The organism is Acinetobacter sp. AG3 (assembly GCF_022343575.1).
GTDB lineage: Bacteria > Pseudomonadota > Gammaproteobacteria > Pseudomonadales > Moraxellaceae > Acinetobacter > Acinetobacter guillouiae.
This window is the reverse complement of the sequence record NZ_JAKQZD010000001.1, coordinates 202690-220829: the sequence shown is the minus strand read 5'-3', so window position 1 is coordinate 220829 and position 18140 is coordinate 202690. Positions and strand designations below refer to the sequence as shown.

General features: G+C 38.9%; 12 protein-coding genes and 1 pseudogene. 4 read left to right on the top strand and 9 right to left on the bottom strand.

Annotation, left to right across the window (positions count from 1 at the left end; genetic code table 11):
- Nucleotides 1-81 precede the first annotated feature (81 nt).
- Nucleotides 82-1665: a TerC family protein gene (locus L3V46_RS00990; protein ID WP_004816521.1), complete on the bottom strand. Its 1584-nt coding sequence runs from the start codon at nucleotides 1663-1665 to the stop codon at nucleotides 82-84.
- A gap of 373 nt (nucleotides 1666-2038) precedes the next feature.
- On the opposite strand from L3V46_RS00990, the gene L3V46_RS00985 reads away from it, so the two are divergent.
- Nucleotides 2039-2671, top strand: a complete 633-nt coding sequence (locus L3V46_RS00985; protein WP_004816519.1) for a TIGR00730 family Rossman fold protein — start codon at nucleotides 2039-2041, stop codon at nucleotides 2669-2671.
- A gap of 111 nt (nucleotides 2672-2782) precedes the next feature.
- On the opposite strand, the gene L3V46_RS00980 is transcribed toward L3V46_RS00985, so the two are convergent.
- Both L3V46_RS00980 and L3V46_RS00975 read right to left on the bottom strand, forming a co-directional pair.
- Complete coding sequence (locus L3V46_RS00980) at nucleotides 2783-3136, bottom strand: GlpM family protein (RefSeq protein WP_034612698.1); 354 nt, start codon at nucleotides 3134-3136, stop codon at nucleotides 2783-2785.
- Nucleotides 3137-3236: 100 nt separating this feature from the next.
- Nucleotides 3237-4001, bottom strand: a complete 765-nt coding sequence (locus L3V46_RS00975; RefSeq protein ID WP_239044720.1) for a hypothetical protein — start codon at nucleotides 3999-4001, stop codon at nucleotides 3237-3239.
- Nucleotides 4002-4479: 478 nt separating this feature from the next.
- Between L3V46_RS00975 and uvrA the strand changes: the two genes are divergently transcribed.
- Nucleotides 4480-7311 (top strand): excinuclease ABC subunit UvrA, encoded by a 2832-nt coding sequence (uvrA, locus tag L3V46_RS00970; RefSeq protein ID WP_004816511.1) that lies wholly within the window; start codon nucleotides 4480-4482, stop codon nucleotides 7309-7311.
- A 251-nt stretch (nucleotides 7312-7562) separates the two neighbouring features.
- Nucleotides 7563-8132: a hypothetical protein gene (locus L3V46_RS00965; RefSeq protein ID WP_239044719.1), complete on the top strand. Its 570-nt coding sequence runs from the start codon at nucleotides 7563-7565 to the stop codon at nucleotides 8130-8132.
- Between the two features lie 79 nt (nucleotides 8133-8211).
- On the opposite strand, the gene L3V46_RS00960 is transcribed toward L3V46_RS00965, so the two are convergent.
- Complete coding sequence (locus L3V46_RS00960; RefSeq protein ID WP_034612708.1) at nucleotides 8212-9924, bottom strand: GGDEF domain-containing protein; 1713 nt, start codon at nucleotides 9922-9924, stop codon at nucleotides 8212-8214.
- A gap of 286 nt (nucleotides 9925-10210) precedes the next feature.
- Nucleotides 10211-11056 (bottom strand): annotated as a pseudogene (gene blaOXA / locus L3V46_RS00955) (OXA-274 family carbapenem-hydrolyzing class D beta-lactamase).
- Nucleotides 11057-11935: 879 nt separating this feature from the next.
- On the opposite strand from blaOXA, the gene omp33-36 reads away from it, so the two are divergent.
- Entirely contained in the window at nucleotides 11936-12820 is an 885-nt protein-coding gene (gene omp33-36 / locus L3V46_RS00950; protein ID WP_034612715.1) for a porin Omp33-36, read from the top strand.
- Nucleotides 12821-12895: 75 nt separating this feature from the next.
- Here omp33-36 and L3V46_RS00945 read toward each other — a convergent pair whose 3' ends face one another.
- From L3V46_RS00945 to L3V46_RS00930, 4 genes are all read right to left on the bottom strand, one after another.
- A complete protein-coding gene (locus L3V46_RS00945; RefSeq protein WP_239044718.1) occupies nucleotides 12896-14863 on the bottom strand; it encodes a BCCT family transporter in 1968 nt (655 codons plus the stop codon).
- 167 nt (nucleotides 14864-15030) lie between these two features.
- Complete coding sequence (locus tag L3V46_RS00940; RefSeq protein ID WP_105713783.1) at nucleotides 15031-15711, bottom strand: ion channel; 681 nt, start codon at nucleotides 15709-15711, stop codon at nucleotides 15031-15033.
- Between the two features lie 218 nt (nucleotides 15712-15929).
- Nucleotides 15930-17645, bottom strand: coding sequence for a cation acetate symporter (locus tag L3V46_RS00935; RefSeq protein WP_004816490.1), 1716 nt, complete (start codon nucleotides 17643-17645; stop codon nucleotides 15930-15932).
- Between the two features lies 1 nt (nucleotide 17646).
- Nucleotides 17647-17979: a DUF485 domain-containing protein gene (locus L3V46_RS00930; protein WP_004725226.1), complete on the bottom strand. Its 333-nt coding sequence runs from the start codon at nucleotides 17977-17979 to the stop codon at nucleotides 17647-17649.
- Between the last annotated feature and the right edge of the window lie 161 nt (nucleotides 17980-18140).

Genomic DNA, 18140 nt, shown 5'->3' with positions numbered 1-18140 from the left:
ACGATATGGTTTAAATCATTATTTTCAAAAACAAAATAAAAAGAAGCCAGTCTTTCGACTGGCTTCATTACAGCAAATCCATTAGGACTCGGCATCTTTAGATTTTGTTAATGCCATAATATGCACCTTCTCAATCTTATGCCCATCCATCGTTACCACTTCAAACTCATAACCATCGACTTGAAGCTTTTGACCATTTTCAGGCAAACGCCCGAGATGGAACAGGATATAACCCGAAAGGGTCGAGTATTGTTCTGACTCATCGACTAAATCACGACCTAACAGCAAAGAAACATGACGAATATCGGTTGAACCTTCAAGGATCAACGAACCATCTTCAAGACTTTCCGCAGCAGCTTCTAGTTCATCTTCATCAGGGAACTCGCCTGCGATTGCTTCAAGCACATCAATCGGCGTTGCAATCCCTTCAATTGACCCATATTCATTTAATACAATCGCCATTTGTAAGGGTGCCTGACGAAGTTGTTCCATCACCATCAACACTTGCGCATTTTCATGCACAATCACAGGCTCGCGTAAGTGTTTTTCAAAATTTAAAACACCCGTTTCGATATAATCATTTAAAACTTTATGGGTTAAAACAATACCCGCGATATTATCCAATTCACCATGCGCCAAAATTAAACGTGAATGTGACATTGCCATCAAATTTTCTTTAATGCTGGCTTCGTCTTCATCCAAATCTAACCATTCTAGTTCAGGGCGCGGTGTCATGACCGATTTTACTGGACGTTCTGATAGTCCTAAGACCCCTTGAACCATAACACTATGGTAAGCGCCATTTTCATCATCAAAAATTTCATCTGCCAATGCTTGTGTTGCGATCACATCATCCGCTTTACCATTTTGACTATCGGCACTTTTGCCACCTAACATTTTCAATACTGCTGAAGCTGTACGGAAACGTAAGTCGGTCGTTGTCACCATTTTCTCTTGGTTTTTACGCATGGTTTGGTTCATAAACTCGATCAGCACCGAGAAACCAATCGCTGCATATAAGTAACCTTTTGGAATGTGATAACCAAAACCTTCAACGATCAATGAGAAACCAATCATCATCAAAAAGCCAAGACATAGAATCACGACTGTTGGGTGCTTATTGACAAAGTCCATCAAGGCTTTTGATGCCCACAGCATAATAGCTACGGCAATCACCACAGCGATCATCATCACTGAAAGTTCTTTCACCATTCCCACAGCGGTGATCACACTGTCTAGGGAGAATACTGCATCTAAAACAACAATTTGGACAATGACCATCCAAAATACAGCATGTACAGGATTTTCTTCTTTAAGATCCTGACCACCTTCAAGGCGTTCATGTAGTTCCATTGTGCCTTTAAACAATAAGAACACACCACCAAACAGCAAGATCAGATCACGCCCAGAAAAAGCATGCTCAAAGAGATGGAATAATGGTTCGGTTAATGTCACCACCCATGCAATGGATGCCAGTAACACCATTCGCATACAGAGGGCAAGTAAAAGCCCAATAATCCTTGCTTTATCACGTTGTTCTGGCGGAAGTTTTTCTGCCAAAATTGCAATAAATACAAGGTTATCAATACCCAAAACGATTTCTAAAACAACTAAAGTTGCAAGACCAACCCATGCAGAAGGATCAGACATCCACTCAAGTATCATTGATCTTGCTCCATTGAAAATGTGCAATAGCTATTTTCAGCATCTGAGAACTGTAAATTTCGGAATTGAGAAGAAAACTTTAGTGTATTTTGAACTATTATTTTGTCTAAAGATTGTGCATTTTCGGAGCGACTACAACCACTACCCATGATGATTCATTTGTTGATAAATAAGCGTTAATTATAGGCAATCCAGATAGGAATTTCATCTCATTTATCAGGATTTTTACTGATTTATCTAAAATTAAATACAAAATCAAAGTGATACAAATCATTGCAAAAGCGCCGATAACACAACATGTTTTTGTCACATTTCTTACTTAAAGTAGTAGAAATGTATAAGAACATGATAAGTTAAGGTGAAAAAATAAATTATGAATAGTGTATTGCCTGTAATGATGAATAAACCTTTCGAATTAGATCAACAACAACATAAAGCCACACAATGTTTAATCGCGCTCTATTGTGGCTCCCGACCTGGAAATAACCCCACCTATCGAGAAAAAGCCATCCAACTTGCCCAAGGCATCGCAGAACAAGGTTTTGGGATCGTCTATGGTGGCGCAAGTATTGGCTTAATGGGACAAGTTGCAGATACGGTCACGGAACATGGCGGTGATGTCGTTGGTGTTATTCCCGAATTTATGTTGGATTATGAAATTGCCCATAACCAATTAACAGAATTACATATTGTACAAAACATGCATGAACGTAAGGCTATGATGGCTGAACGCGCGAGTGCTTTTGTCGCTCTACCTGGTGGTTTTGGTACCTTTGAGGAAATTTTAGAAGTCGCGACATGGGGACAATTGAATCAACATCAAAAACCGATGATGTTATATAACGTCAATGGTTTCTATGACCATTTGATTGCGCAATTAGACCATGCTGTTATTGAAGGCTTTTTACCACCTCAGCATCGGGCAAAACTGATTGTGTGTAATCATGCAGATCAAATTTACAATGCCATTAAGAACCTAGAAAGCCCAAAACAATTTATTGTTTAAACAGCTGATTATTAAAATATATCCCTAAAAAATGAGCCTTGATCAAAGGCTCATTAACTTTACAATCCACTCAAAAGTATTCATTGCAACTCTTTTTATTGATTCAATAAATCATAAAACCGATCCATTCTGAAACAATTGCCATGCATAAATCAAAACAGCAGCAGCCACAATCCAGCATAACGTTGCAATCCCTAAACAAGACCACATCGAAAGCTTAGTTGCCAGTAAATAAACCGTGAACAAATAAATGAAATAAGGTATCAATGACCATAGCCCGAATAAAGCTGTTTGCTTTAAGGCTTCAGCACCTTTTTCCTGCGCCACAATCACATGTGCGATCAATGCAAATGTTGGAAAAAGTGGGACTAAACCTGCAATATAAAATGCCTTACTTTTTGAAAGGATTGAAATCAGCAAAACCACTGCTGCACCCAGAATACATTTCAAAAATAAAGACAACATCTAAAATTACTCAAACACATGATCAGTGCAAGAGTTTACGCCAAGCGTGTAAATTTGAAATCTAAAATATTAGAAATTTAATGCGCTATAAGTTAAAGCTTTAAAAAGCGCGTTTTAATTTGCCACGGTTAATAAACGCAACCAAACCCATGACAATCGCCATCACGATAAAAAAGATAAATTTTAGCTCACTTCTACTCAAGTGCGTCTCAGATTTATTCACCTCAGCTTGAGTAAAATCGGCTGATACTGGAGGCAAAGGAGAGGCATAAGTGGCTTGAATATTTTTAAAATGTAATTCACTGAGTTCAGCAGGCTTTTCACCTTTGCCCACCAAAACATAAGCCGCAACAATGTCAAAATCCAAAGGATTTTGAATGCCAAATTTCACTTTGGTGGGTTCATAAGTGTTGTATTCAGGGATCCAGTCATTCACTTGACTATAAATACGAATGCTATCTGTTTTTTCCAATATCGGATCTGTAATCAGCTGTTGTGAAGTATCTTCAATGAATGTGTTTAAGCCTTTGAATTGCTTAAATGAATATTGATTGGTTTGCATCAAATTTTCTGCAATCAGTGTTTGATATACAGCATGCTCACTGGGATTGGCTTTATTTAACAGGCCTTGATTGTCCATGACAAACTCAACTTTTGCAGTAAGTCCCGGATAATTTTGTCGTCCAACCAAATAAACCGCTGTCCAAATCTGATCCCCCGCTTGTACATCTTCTAATTCTAATTCGTACAATTGATTGGGTTTTAAATTTAACACTTGATCAAATAAAACTTGTGAAGTCTCGCCTGCCAAGACATTGCAAGAAAATGCAAAACAAATAACTGATATAATTTTTCGTATATTCATTTTCGAGCCCTCCACAAGTGCGATAGATATCACACATTTTATAATAAAAACAATGGTTAATCACAGAACCTTTGTCTAACAATTCTCTTTTTTAGATAAGTGGTTATTGATTGCATCACAGGACCAATCTTAAAGCTGATCTGGTTTATTCGTTCTACCCTATGCAATATCGCAATAAGTACTCAGAAATCAACACAGCATCAAAAGCTGACTGCATATCTCATTTTTCTTCAATAACTTATTTTAAATAAATTATAGCTTTGATTTTAAATTAGCTGAATGCGACCCTAAAAATTATTGAAAACTATCATAAATATATGAATATTATTATTTTATTCAAAAACTCAAACTCCATCACAGTTTTAAATGGTCAGTTACATGACACAATTTGTCGTTTAAAAACTATTTTTTACAGCTTGAACAAAATTAAATCGCTATCATATACCCCTTTAATTCGCATAATTTCGAGAAAGCTTTTATGAGTCAAAGTCATATCCGTATTCGAGGCGCACGTACCCATAATTTAAAAAATGTGTCACTCGATATTCCACGTGACAAGTTTGTGGTCATCACAGGACTCTCAGGCTCAGGGAAATCATCTCTGGCTTTCGATACCTTATATGCTGAGGGTCAGCGCCGTTATGTCGAATCTTTATCTGCGTATGCACGTCAGTTCCTTTCACAAATGGAAAAGCCTGAAGTTGATTCAATTGAAGGTTTAAGCCCTGCGATTGCGATTGAACAGAAATCTACCAGCCATAACCCCCGTTCAACCGTGGGAACCATTACTGAAATCTACGACTATTTACGTTTACTGTATGCACGTGTTGGCACACCCTACTGCCCAGAGCACGACTTGCCGATGGTTGCACAGACTGTTTCTGAAATGGTCGATGCAGTGAAAGGACTGGAAGAAGGCACAGCGTTGATGCTCCTTGCACCAGTTGTTCGTGAGCGTAAAGGTGAATACAGCAACCTGTTTGAGCAATTACAGAGCCAAGGTTTTGTCCGCGCGCGTGTGGATGGTGAAGTGATTGATATCGATACACCACCAGAACTCGATAAAAAGAAAAAACACACCATTGAAGTTGTGGTTGACCGTTTTAAAGTCCGTGATGACTTAGGTAACCGAATTGCCGAAAGCTTTGAAACTGCCTTACGTTTAGGCAGTGATCTGGCGATTTTATCGTGGATGGGTGGTGAACATCCTGACCGTGTATTTTCAGCAAAACATTCCTGCCCTGAATGTGACCGTGCTGTTGCTGAACTAGAGCCACGTCTGTTCTCGTTCAATAACCCATTTGGTGCCTGCCCTGTCTGCGACGGTTTAGGTACCCGTAGTCATTTCAGTGCTGAAAAACTGATTCCAAGCCCAGATGTTTCTATCAGCCAAGGTGCAATCCGTGGCTGGGACAGACAACGTCCATACTATTACAGCATGATTCAGAAAGTTGCAGATCATTTTGGGTTTTCGTTAGACACGCCTTGGAATGAACTCGACGCTGATACGAAAAAGAAATTTCTTTACGGTACAGGCAAAGAAAAAGTTGATCTTAGCTATATCGATGAGCGTGGTCGTAAACACAATCGTGTACAACCTTTTGAAGGCATTTTGCCTCATTTAGAACGTCGTTATCGTGAAACTGAATCTAATTATGTCCGTGATGATCTGGCGCAGTATTTATCCAATGCCGCTTGTGATGCTTGTGGCGGCTCACGTTTAAATGAAATTTCACGTCATGTCCGTGTTAAAGACAAAACCATTGCCCAAATTACCAAAATGTCGATTGGTGATGCTGAAAGCTACTATCAGGATTTAAATCTCGAAGGTGCTAAAGGTGAAATTGCCGATAAAATTTTTAAAGAAATTCGCGAGCGTTTGCACTTCCTTGTATCAGTCGGTTTAAATTATTTAAGCCTGTCTCGCTCTGCTGAAACACTCTCAGGTGGTGAAGCACAACGTATCCGCCTAGCCTCACAAATTGGTGCTGGTCTAATGGGGGTGATGTACGTTTTAGATGAGCCATCCATTGGTTTACACCAACGCGATAATGATCGTTTATTGGAAACACTGGTTCGTTTGCGTGATCTAGGTAATACCGTTTTAGTGGTTGAGCATGATGAAGATGCAATCCGTGCAGCCGACCATATTATTGATATCGGTCCGGGTGCTGGTGTGCATGGCGGTCATATCATTGCCGAAGGAACCTATGATGAACTTGCAGCCAATGAGAACTCTCTAACAGGAAAATACCTCTCTGGTAAGTTAAAAATTGCAGTGCCCAAAGAGCGAGTTAAACCGCCTAAGCCTGAAGAACAAATTAAACTGATGGGCGCATCAGGGCATAACTTACAAAATGTTGATTTGACGATTCCTTTAGGTGTAATGACTTGTGTGACAGGTGTTTCAGGTTCAGGTAAATCCACCTTAATTAACCGTACCCTGTTACCACTTGCAGCGACGCAATTAAATGGTGCAACCACCTTAACTGCTGAAAAGTTTGATTCGATTGATGGCTTACAATTCCTTGATAAAGTGGTAGACATTGACCAAAGTCCGATTGGGCGTACTCCACGTTCTAACCCAGCGACATATACTGGTTTGTTTACCCCGATTCGTGAATTGTTTGCGCAAACCCCTGAAGCTAAAGCCCGTGGTTATGCTGCAGGTCGTTTCTCATTTAACGTCAAAGGCGGGCGCTGTGAGGTGTGTGAGGGGGATGGTATGATCAAAGTTGCCATGCACTTCTTACCTGATATGTACGTGCCTTGTGATAACTGTCATGGTCAGCGTTATAACCGTGAAACCTTGGAAGTTGGTTATAAAGGCAAGAATATTTCTGACGTATTGGAAATGACCGTCGAAGATGCGATGCATTTCTTTGACGCAATCCCTGTGATTCACCGTCGTTTGGAAACCTTAAACCAAGTCGGGTTAGGCTATATCCGCTTAGGTCAATCTGCAACAACGCTATCTGGTGGTGAAGCGCAACGGGTCAAACTGGCACGTGAGCTGGCAAAACGTGATACAGGTAAAACCTTGTATGTACTGGATGAGCCAACCACTGGTTTGCATTTCCATGATATTGCCAAACTGCTCGATATTCTTCATGAACTACGCAATAAGGGCAATACCATTGTGGTGATTGAGCATAATCTCGATGTAATTAAGACGGCGGACTGGGTGATTGATTTAGGCCCTGAAGGTGGCGCAGGGGGTGGTCAGATTATTGCGGAAGGTACCCCAGAACAAGTGGTGAAATCTAAAGTTTCACATACAGCGAAGTTCTTAAAACCGTTGTTGAAGTAATTCCCTGCATCTTTCACTCCCTCCTTTAAATAAGGAGGGAGTTTCTCTCTTTATCCCATATGGATTAGGGGTAAATTAATCATCTAAGCTCGAAATTAAATAGTTCATATAATTTTTATAAAACTCAGATTCTCAGCCTTTCTCTTATATATTCCAACAATCATTGGCTTAATTTGAAGATTTGCTGAGCAAATTTTGCATTTCTAATTTAAACAAGGCAAGATCAATGCATAGCACAGGATATTTTCCTTATGAAGCTTCTTTACTTATGCTTTTTAGTCCCAAGTATCTGTTTACTCAGCAGTTGTAGCATAAACATTGCCGGTGGTAATGGCAGACCCGACAATCCTTATTTTATCACCACCCAACCCTTACTAATTAAAAAAATACAGCTTCCTGTTGGTTCTACTTTGACTTACGAAAAACAGGGCTTTAAAACCGGTAGACAAAGTCAGTTAATGAATGAAAGTCAACTGCAAACCATCTCAATGCCGCGTGGACAAACCATCACTTGGGGCGGTGTACCAATCAGTGCAATCAACAAATTCACCAACTCAGAAATGCGCGGCTTTAGCCTTAAAGCAGAATTTAAGCAGCTTGCTGCCAATCAAAACTCTGGCTTCTCCAAACAGTGGCAACGTTGTGGTGATGATCTGGGGATTGGTATTAAAAATACAGAGGATTGGTCTTTTAATCTCAATAATATTGTTGATGTAGAAAGCTGTAGTGTGCTGTATCAACGTCACTTTCAAGACAATGCCGAACAGCAACGATTTTTAAATCAATTGTATGCTGAGTTACGTAAAGTCACTGCAAAATAATTCAATATTCTTATCATTGAATACTGATGATAAATCAATATTTTCAAACCGATTAATCATCATCAAGATTCCAAGTCGATCATCCCACGACTTTATTTCGACCTTGTGCTTTGGCCTTAAATAGCGATGCATCTGCCCGATTAAATAAGGCTTCCCAACTTTCAGCCCCTGTTGCCACGCCAATACTGACAGAAACATTGAGCTGTTCGTTAGACATTGAACTGTTAAAATTTAACCGTGAGACATCAGCCAAAATGCTTTCAGAAATTTGCAACGCCCAATCCCATTGAATACGATCAATCAAAATCAAAAATTCATCGCCACCAAAACGTACAATCAAATCAGATTGCGCAATATTTGCTTTTAAACATCGAGCAATTTCAACAATAACCGAATCACCTAAAATATGCCCAAAGCGATCATTCACATATTTAAAATTATCAATATCCACCATGATCAAGGTCAACTCTTGAAACCGCTCGGTTTGTGTCGCAATATTTTTTAAATAAACATCTAAAGCCAATCGATTTGAAACACCGGTTAAACTGTCAGTGTTGGCACTATTTTGTAATTGAAATTCAAAAGCATCGCGTTGCTTGAGCATTTCTTTTAATTTATCAAGCGCATCAGTTAGGGTATGCACCTCTTTGGTTTGTATCGAAGCATCCCCTAGATAATCACGTTCTTGTACTTGTGACAGTTCCAAAATCATATTTCTTGCATATATTAAGGGTTCAAATAACTTTTTACGTGTATATAACATCGTAAAAACTGCGACCGACAATGACAAAAGAGAAATAAAGAGCGTGATAAAAAATTGACGTTGCTCCGATTCCATTCGATGACGTGCACTTAAGGCATGAGTTTCAAGTAGATATTTTTGTAAATTTACCACCGTGGTAAACTTATCCACGATTGCATCTGTCAGTTGGTTTGCCGTTAAAAAATAAGGCTGCTGATTTCTACTCTCTTGCACCAAACGATTTACGATGGGTAAGCCTTGGTCAATAAATTGAGTTTTCACCTGACCATATAAATAAAGATACTCAGGGGTTTTTAAAGACTCTATTTGCATGGTATCCATCAAACGCCATAAATATTTAACCTGTTCTTGCGTTTGTAATGAGCGTGCTTTGTTATATTCAGGCAGTGGTTCGGAAAAGCTCAGGGGTGCCATGATGTTAGACGCAACTCGTCCAGATTGATCTCGTAAATCAGCCAATATCAGCACAATTGAAGCATAATCCGTCACATCGCTATTATTCTTTTTTGAATGGTTAATTAATTGCTGCAACATGGCTCTACAACTGTCCCACGCCCGAAACATTCCCTGAATCACTTGATCCATTTGCACTGAATTACGTTCTTTTAATGGTAAGGCTAAATAAGCATCGACTTGTTTGCGGGCGATGTTCAAATCATGTCTTAACTGAACATCAACTTGATCCGCCAAACTGGTAAACCCCGCCTTGTTTAAGGTCTCGACGGTTAAATTAATCTGCTGATCTACGTCCTTACGATAGTCCTGCAATTCTTTTATTCTGTCTGGAAAATTTGCTGTCGTGCTCGACATTGCTTTATTTGTTGGCGCTCTTTCCCGTGAAATTTTATTGGATGTTTCAGCAAAAACTTGCAAGGCTTGAATATTGACTAAAGCTCGATTTGCTCGACTATACTCTCGATAATTACTGATGATTTGTGGAACAGCAATTAACAAAACAGACAAAATGATGACTGACATGAGGATAAGCAAACGCGTGCTTATTTGTTCTGATCTGAGTTCATGCACCATCACCATGGTCCTGTGGGAAGTTATATCGCAATAAAGCTAAAGAAATTTTGTTTATATTATAGAATATATACACATAAACTACTCCACATAATCAAGTTTAATCTACAGCGTTCAACGCCTTTATATTATCGTTTTTATAGATGAGTAATATTCAAAATTCACATTTTACATATAAATAGAATTTGCATAAAATTGGACTTAGATAGAAATTCTCATGATTTGAAAATTTACCTTTTTTATTGCCCAGTTTCCCCCAATAAACTGGGCATTTTTTTATCTACTGCATTTATCTCAAATAAAAGAATAAGCCTAATTTATCCAAGATACTTAATGTCAGTTGCTTGCGTTCAGCAGGATCATCCCCTGTCTGCATGTGCATGTTTAAAGCAAAAGCGGTGATCTGACCATTCGGCTGTTCCACCCATCCCGTATACCAACCCACTTGTGGCTCCACATCCATTCCCCATCCACTTTTGGCATAAAGCTTGGAATCACCCCGTCTTTCGACATAGAGCATATCTTTAACTTGTTGCTGTACAGCATCATCAAAAGGCAATGTTTTGTTTGCCAATTGAAAAGCAAATTTAGCTTCTTGCTCTGGGGTAATTTTCAATGGGCCGACTAGCCAGAAATTATCTACCTGTTGACCAATTTGTGTATTGCCAAAACCAACACGCTTGACTTCTTTACTCATCAAATCCAAGCCAATACGTCGTGCCAACTCCTGATATACAGGTACGGCTGAAGCCTGCATTGCTTGTGCCAAGGTCATATCTTTTTCCCATGCAGGAAAAGATCTTTTTTCTCCATTCCACTTAAATACTTCTGTATTCGTCGCTTTCGCATGTTGCAAACCAATTAAGGCATTCAACATTTTAAAAGTAGAGGCTGGAATATAGGCAGTCTTGGCTCTATTTAAATCATTCCCATAACGTTTAAATTGAGTTCCATCATAAGTCACAAAGACGGCTTGAGTTTGCGCATAATTAAACAACTACGGGATTTCACTTGTTCTTTGTGATGACGCTGGATCATGCAAATTGGCATTAGAAACACAACCTGAAAATGCCACACTACTCAGAATGATCAATACACTGCTTTTTATTTTAGATTTAAATCGGTAATTACTCATAAACTTTACTTAGGCATTGACTCAATCTGAAATAGTGTAGATGAGCCCATGAATTATTTTTTAAATTGAATGTAAGAAAATATTTACAGGTGCAATATATTGGTGCATAATGCACTTCATTAGGGCAATTTATTAATATTCCTCAGCAGAATTTATTGATTTGCTCCAGATTTTGGCGAAAAATCCCAGTTTTCTTTGAAAATTGGGATTTTTTTTGGCAAGAATCATGCCAACACAATTCATCTTTTGCTTAATTATGCTACATATTGGTGCAATACTTTTATTGTCTGTTTAATGCGATTTGCTTTGAATTTTTAAATAAAAAAAAGCCCAACCTTGGGGAAAGCTGGGCATATAAACTCAAAATCTCAAAAAAATTCATTTAAAATGAATGAACTTTATTGACTCATTATTCAAAATATCTTTTACTTTGTAAAACCTATTAAATTGATCGGATATAAATAAATTATCGTTTTTATGAATAATTGAGAATAAAACAACAATATTCACATGAAATGATTATACAATCACAAATTAATTCTAAAAATAAGCAGAATTTAATGACATTTTCTTGACATTGATCGCAAAACAACCATCGGTAATATCGATCAAAAAACACAAATAAACAATAAAACAAATGTATTAATTTAACAATTTGATATCTGTTTTATATGAAATAAAACTTTTGTCTGAATTTAGTCTGTTGTTCTAATTAAGTTTTTTTCCAGGTTGACGTAAAGCTATTTAAATGTACGTTTTTTAAACAATGTAAATTTCATGTATCTACTTTGTAAACAGTGGCCTTAAACGTCATTGACTTAATATCTTGTTACAATACAATGCCGTCTGTTTCACCAATTTCTCCTATTGGAAAAGATTATGAAAAAACTCGGTTTAGCCACTGCTTTATTATTAGCCATGACCGGCGCTCAAGCATACCAATTTGAAATTCAAGGTCAATCAGAGTATATCGATACAACTGAAAATGACAAAGATTTCACTGGTGGTTTGCAAGGTACTTACTACTTCAAAAATGTTGACTCTTCAAAAGGTCCATTGGCTGAAGCAGCGTTCTTAAACCAAGCATCAAATGTTTCTTTAGCATATAACTATGGCGAATTAGACGCTGGTGTAGTTGCACATAACTACGGCGCTAAAGCTGAACTTTATGTTCCTACTCCATATGTACCTGCATACGCAAGTGCTTCTTATAGCCACACAATTCTTGACGGTAAAAATGGCTTGCCAAATGATCAAGGCGATCGTTTTGCATTAGAAGTGGGTGCTCTTCCTACTCAAAACTTCTTAGTTGCTGTTGGTTATACTAACGTTGCTGACCAAGTTGCTTTAGATGCATTCAATGTTATGGGTAACGGCGTTGCTAAAGCGACTGCTGAAGCTGCAACAATTGGTGAAGACCAAGACGCAATCACTGCACGTGCTAAATACGTTGGCGGTATTGACGGTACAAATATGTCTTTAGCGTTTGAATCAGGCATCATCTATGGTGATGCGACTGCATACCAGTTCAAAACTGATTTCTATTTGAACCCACAATTAAGCGTTGGTGCTTCTTACGCAGCGTCTAGCTACGAAGGTACGCCTGATTCAGCTTGGGGTGCAAACGTAAACTACTTCATCACTCCTGCGATTGCAGTTGGTGCAAGCTACGTAAATGCAAACTACGAAAACAATAAAGGCCAAGCAATTTCGTATGTTGGTGATACGCAAACTGTTGGCTTAAACGCTAAATTCCGTTTCTAAGTTGCTTAGAAATTGAATCAAAAAAAGGACTCATACGAGTCCTTTTTTATTGCCTTTGTTTTTTAAATAAACAACTTAGTTTCTCAGTACATTTAAGAAATGTAGATGGCGTTCATATTGGTCAATGATGTCTTGAATCAAGTCTTCTTGCGTCCACTCCATCACATCATAGTTTTGACCACCTTCTCTTAAAAATATTTCTGCTTGATAAAAATCATCGGTTTCCTGATGTTCTTCATTCATCATAAAGCTTGGCGCAACCATTTTGCGTGCAATGACTTTATAGATAAAATTGAACTCATCATGATGATCCACACTCAGTTGAACACCGTCTTCGGTTTCTTTAATCACCACATTTAAATCACGGCGTTTAAACTCAAAACGAATACTTTCAAAAGCCTTAATCACATCAACCTGAATATAATGTTGTACTTCAGCCAACGTATGCGGATAGTGCATGATTAAGCCCAAACGTTGCTGCCAACTACGTGGGTTTTGCACAGCTCTCGGCGTGATTCTTGCCACTTGTAAAGCCTGCATTTTGGTGACATCTAAGCGCAATGCTTTGACTAAGCCCCAACACAACAACAGCATAATAAAGGTGAATGGTAAGGCACTCATCATGGTGGCCGATTGTAGTGCGCCTAGCCCACCAACCATTAATAGAATGATCGACAAGACCGCCATTAAAACAGTCCAGAACAAGCGTTGCCATATCGGCGAATTTTCTGTTTTCGCAGTGAGATAATCGGTCACCAATGCACCAGAATCTGCGGAGGTAACAAAGAACAACACCACCAGCAGTGTCGCAATAAGACTAAACACACCTGAAAAAGGCAGATGGGTTAAAAATTCAAACAATGCAACTGATGAATCTTTTTGTACCGCAGAAATTAGCCCAACCTGCCCTTGTTCCATGATACTGAACAAGGCAGCATTGCCAATAAAACCCATCCAGATCAAGGTAAAGCCTGTCGGAATAAGCAGTACCCCAACAATAAACTCTCGAATGGTTCGACCTTTTGAAACACGCGCAATAAACATACCAACAAATGGTGACCAAGAAATCCACCATGCCCAATACATGATGGTCCAACCACCAATCCAGCCATTTGATTGATAAGCATATAAATTAAAGGTCATGCTAAACAAATTCGAAATATATTGTCCAGCGTTTTGAATGGTTGCTTGTAGGATATAAATACTGGAACTGGCGAGGAATACAAAGCCTAACAATACCAAAGCTAAAATCAGATTCAGTTCAGAGAGTCGTTTAATTCCTTTGTCTAATCCGAGGAAAACCGACAACGAAGCCAGCGTACTCACCACAATAATCAAAAAGATTTGGGTGCTAATATTACTTTCCCAGCCAAATAAATAATTTAAGCCAGAGTTAATTTGCGTTACCCCAAATCCTAACGTGGTAGCCACACCAAATACCGTACCAATGGTGGCAAAAGTATCGACCGCATCTCCGATTGGGCCATGAATTCGTTGACCAATAATCGGAAACAAACCCGAACGAACTTTGAGTGGCAAGTTATAGCGAAAAGCAAAATAAGCCAGCGTTAAGCCAACAACTGCATAGATAGCCCAAGCATGTAAGCCCCAATGGAAAAAGGTAATTCTCATTGCTTCTTGGGCAGATTCAATGGTTTGTGGATCACCAGCAGGTGGATTGACATAATGCATGACAGGTTCTGCAACACTGAAGAACATTAACCCGATCCCCATACCCGCAGTAAATAGCATGGCAAACCATGACCCATTACTATACTCAGGCTGGCTATGATCAGGTCCAAGCTTGATTTTACCCATGTCAGAAAAGGCAATAAAAATCAGCACAATTAAAAATATTGCGACAGATAAAACATAGAACCAACTAAATGAATCGGTGATCCAGCGATTCATCCTTTGAGTAATCAGTTCAAAGGCATTTGGTGCAAAGACAACAACGGCTAAAAAAAGCGCAATAATTCCAACAGTGCTCAAGAAAACTTTTGGATTGACATTGTCAAACCAAGTGATTTTTTTGGAAGGCATATTTCCCCCAGGTTTTTATACTCAATGGACAGACTTTTTAAAGTCAAAAAAAGGCATTCACAGGTGTGAAAAAAGACGAATCCTGTAGAACAGCGATTGGATTCAGGCCACATTATAATTTAAATTAACATTTTCAACAATTTACTAAATGTAACAAGATCATTAGTTCATGATTTTGGTTTATTTTCAATATATTGCAGGGCAATCATCCGTGAGACGATCAGGGCAAAATACATCACGCCACAGAACATTTGCAACATTGAAATCACCCGTGCAGCAGGCGCAACAGGAATCAAATCGGACAATCCTGTTGCCGATTGCAGACTAAAACTAATGAACAATAAATCCAGCCAAGATTGGTAGTCTGCAACATGATTTGGGTTTTGAAAGCTCTGTGGAACCATCAATTGACAGATACTGTATAAGAAGGCAAATCCCCATGCGATCAGGGTAAATACCGCACCCGCAGCAAACAGTTCATCTTTGGTTAAATAACGATCTGCAAACATATAGCGAATTAGGCCATATGCTGCACAAAAATAAGCAGCTGCTTCAAATGAATGTGCAAAGATTTGCAAGGTAACAGAATGAAAACCGATCAGCATCAGAAAGGACAGTACAAATGCCCCCGTGACAAAGGTTAAGCCCAACAGTGTAAATGTCGGTGTTTGTCGAATCACTTTGGCAATAATCAGTAATGCAGAGACACCGAGTAACCAAGTTAAAATTTGATAACTTCTGCTGGCATTGGTATAGACAGATAAAACTAAAATAAGCAGTTGGACCAACAATAACCATGCTGACGGTAATTGTTTAAAACCTTTCCAAAATTCGATCATTGAACGCATATTTTCTGATTCTGATTGTTCTTTTAAACATTCAAATTAACATATTCATTGGGTTTCTTAAATCCTTTCAATTTTTCGTGATCATTCAACTGATCAATCAGCATAAAACAAGCTTTATATCGCTTAAAAGCTCAAACTGGGATGATGGAGTTCTGGTTTTGCATCACCCATAAAAAAACACCTTCGTGAAGGTGTTTTTTAGGCTGATCTCAAATCACTTAGTGATCTGAAGCACCAGAGATACCAATACCTGTTTGTGAACGTACAAACTGTGCATCAAATGCTTTACGCTCTGCTTCTGCACGTGCAGATTTATCTGTCACAGAGAACAACCAGCAGCAGATGAATGCTAATGGCATAGCAAAGATTGCAGGACCATTGAATGAGTTGATCGGAGTATCAGAGATTTTTAAAGTGTCTACCCAAACTGCTTTAGACAAGATAATTAAAGTCACCGCTGTCACTAGACCGACAACACCACCTACAACAGCACCACGTGTAGTTAATCCTTTCCAGAACATTGAAAGAACCAATACTGGGAAGTTTGCACACGCCGCTACAGAGAATGCTAAACCCACCATGAAGGCAACGTTTTGTTTCTCGAACAAAATACCTAAGATCATCGCAAAGATCGCAAGACCAAGTGTTGCAATCTTCGACATACGTAATTCAGATTCAGGGGTTGTTTGACCTTTTTTCAATACGTTTGCGTACAAGTCATGTGAAATTGCTGAAGCACCTGACAATGTCAAACCTGCAACTACCGCAAGAATCGTTGCGAATGCAACTGCTGAAATAAAGCCCATGAACAGATCGCCACCCACTGCATCTGCAAGGTGTACCGCTGCCATGTTGTTACCGCCAACTAATTCTAGTTTGCCAGTCACAGCCATTTTAGCAACATCAATAAATTGTGGGTTGTTTGATACGAAAAGGATCGCACCGAAACCGATAATGAAGGTTAATAAGTAGAAGTAACCAATGAAGCCTGTTGCAACAACCACAGATTTACGAGCTTCTTTAGCATCTTTAACTGTAAAGAAACGCATAAGAATGTGTGGTAAACCTGCTGTACCAAACATGAGTGCTAAACCAAGTGACAAAGCATCGAGTGGGTTTTTCGCCAAACTGCCTGGTCCCATAATTTTGGTTGCATCATCAAGACTGACATCATGTACTTTTGCAAATACATCAATAGACTGTCTGAACATTTCAGAGAAGCTATAACCGACAGAATGCATCACCATGAACGCCATGAATGTTGCACCTGAAAGTAACATCACTGCTTTAATGATCTGTACCCAAGTTGTTGCCAACATGCCACCGAAGATCACGTAAGCCATCATCAGAAGGCCAACAATCACAACTGCGATGTTATAGTTCAAACCAAATAACAGTTTGATCAGCTGACCTGCACCCACCATTTGAGCAATCAAATAGAAAGCCACAACTACAAGCGAACTGATTGCTGCAAGTGTACGTACTGGTTTTTCTTCTAAACGGAACGAAACCACGTCAGACAGGTTATATTTACCTAAGTTACGTAGGCGCTCAGCAACCAAGAACAATACGATTGGCCAGCCAACCATGAAACCCAGTGAATAAAGCAAGCCATCAAAGCCTGAGCTAAACACCAATGCAGAAATACCCAAGAACGATGCAGCAGACATATAGTCACCTGCAATCGCTAAACCATTTTGGAAACCAGAGATACCACCACCAGCGGTATAGAAGTCTGCAGTATTGGTGGTTTGTTTTGCAGCCCATTTAGTAATAAATAAGGTTAAACCAACAAAAATTGCAAACATAATGATTGCATGCCAGTTGGTCGCTTGCTGCTGAGCTTCACCTAAATCTGGGCCTGCTTGTGCAACAGTAGAAAGCAGTGCAGTAGATGCAAGAGCTGCTTTAGTCTTTAAAGAGTTCCATTTCATCTTAGTGCAGTCCTTTTTCGTGGGCGATTGCTTCGACTTCTTTCATTGCATCTGCATTCAATTGATCCAATTTATTGTTGGCAATATATGAGTACACACCACACAATACGAAAGATAAAACAATAATTCCTAGACCTAAAGGAATTCCCCAAGTGGTGATGCCACCACTAAATGAACTCATTAAAAATTCTTTGTTATAGCCAACTAAAAGCATAAATCCAACATAAACGAACAACATAATTGCAGTTAATGTCCAGCTTAATTTACTTTTTTTAGCAACCATTTCCTTGAATTTTGGATTTTGTAGAATCGCCTCTACCTGTCTCTCATCCATAACCATGCTCCTTGATAAGCGACCAGAACGCTGGTTGCTTTTTTTAGTCTTTTTTTACATGGTCAAAATTAACAATATTGTGGGGTTCTCGTAACTTAGACTTTGGTCGTTAAATTTTGAGCAAAATAAACGAGACAGTTCATGTATGCGCTATTATAGGC

Bases quoted from the DNA above. Each gene is read 5' to 3' on its own strand.
- L3V46_RS00990 (WP_004816521.1), bottom strand. From the start codon at position 1,665: ATGATACTTGAGTGGATGTCTGATCCTTCTGCATGGGTTGGTCTTGCA.
- L3V46_RS00940 (WP_105713783.1), bottom strand. From the start codon at position 15,711: ATGCGTTCAATGATCGAATTTTGGAAAGGTTTTAAACAATTACCGTCA.
- uvrA (WP_004816511.1), top strand. From the start codon at position 4,480: ATGAGTCAAAGTCATATCCGTATTCGAGGCGCACGTACCCATAATTTA.
- L3V46_RS00960 (WP_034612708.1), bottom strand. From the start codon at position 9,924: ATGGTGCATGAACTCAGATCAGAACAAATAAGCACGCGTTTGCTTATC.
- L3V46_RS00975 (WP_239044720.1), bottom strand. From the start codon at position 4,001: ATGAATATACGAAAAATTATATCAGTTATTTGTTTTGCATTTTCTTGC.
- L3V46_RS00965 (WP_239044719.1), top strand. From the start codon at position 7,563: ATGAAGCTTCTTTACTTATGCTTTTTAGTCCCAAGTATCTGTTTACTC.
- L3V46_RS00980 (WP_034612698.1), bottom strand. From the start codon at position 3,136: ATGTTGTCTTTATTTTTGAAATGTATTCTGGGTGCAGCAGTGGTTTTG.
- omp33-36 (WP_034612715.1), top strand. From the start codon at position 11,936: ATGAAAAAACTCGGTTTAGCCACTGCTTTATTATTAGCCATGACCGGC.
- L3V46_RS00935 (WP_004816490.1), bottom strand. From the start codon at position 17,645: ATGAAATGGAACTCTTTAAAGACTAAAGCAGCTCTTGCATCTACTGCA.
- L3V46_RS00930 (WP_004725226.1), bottom strand. From the start codon at position 17,979: ATGGATGAGAGACAGGTAGAGGCGATTCTACAAAATCCAAAATTCAAG.
- L3V46_RS00945 (WP_239044718.1), bottom strand. From the start codon at position 14,863: ATGCCTTCCAAAAAAATCACTTGGTTTGACAATGTCAATCCAAAAGTT.
- L3V46_RS00985 (WP_004816519.1), top strand. From the start codon at position 2,039: ATGAATAGTGTATTGCCTGTAATGATGAATAAACCTTTCGAATTAGAT.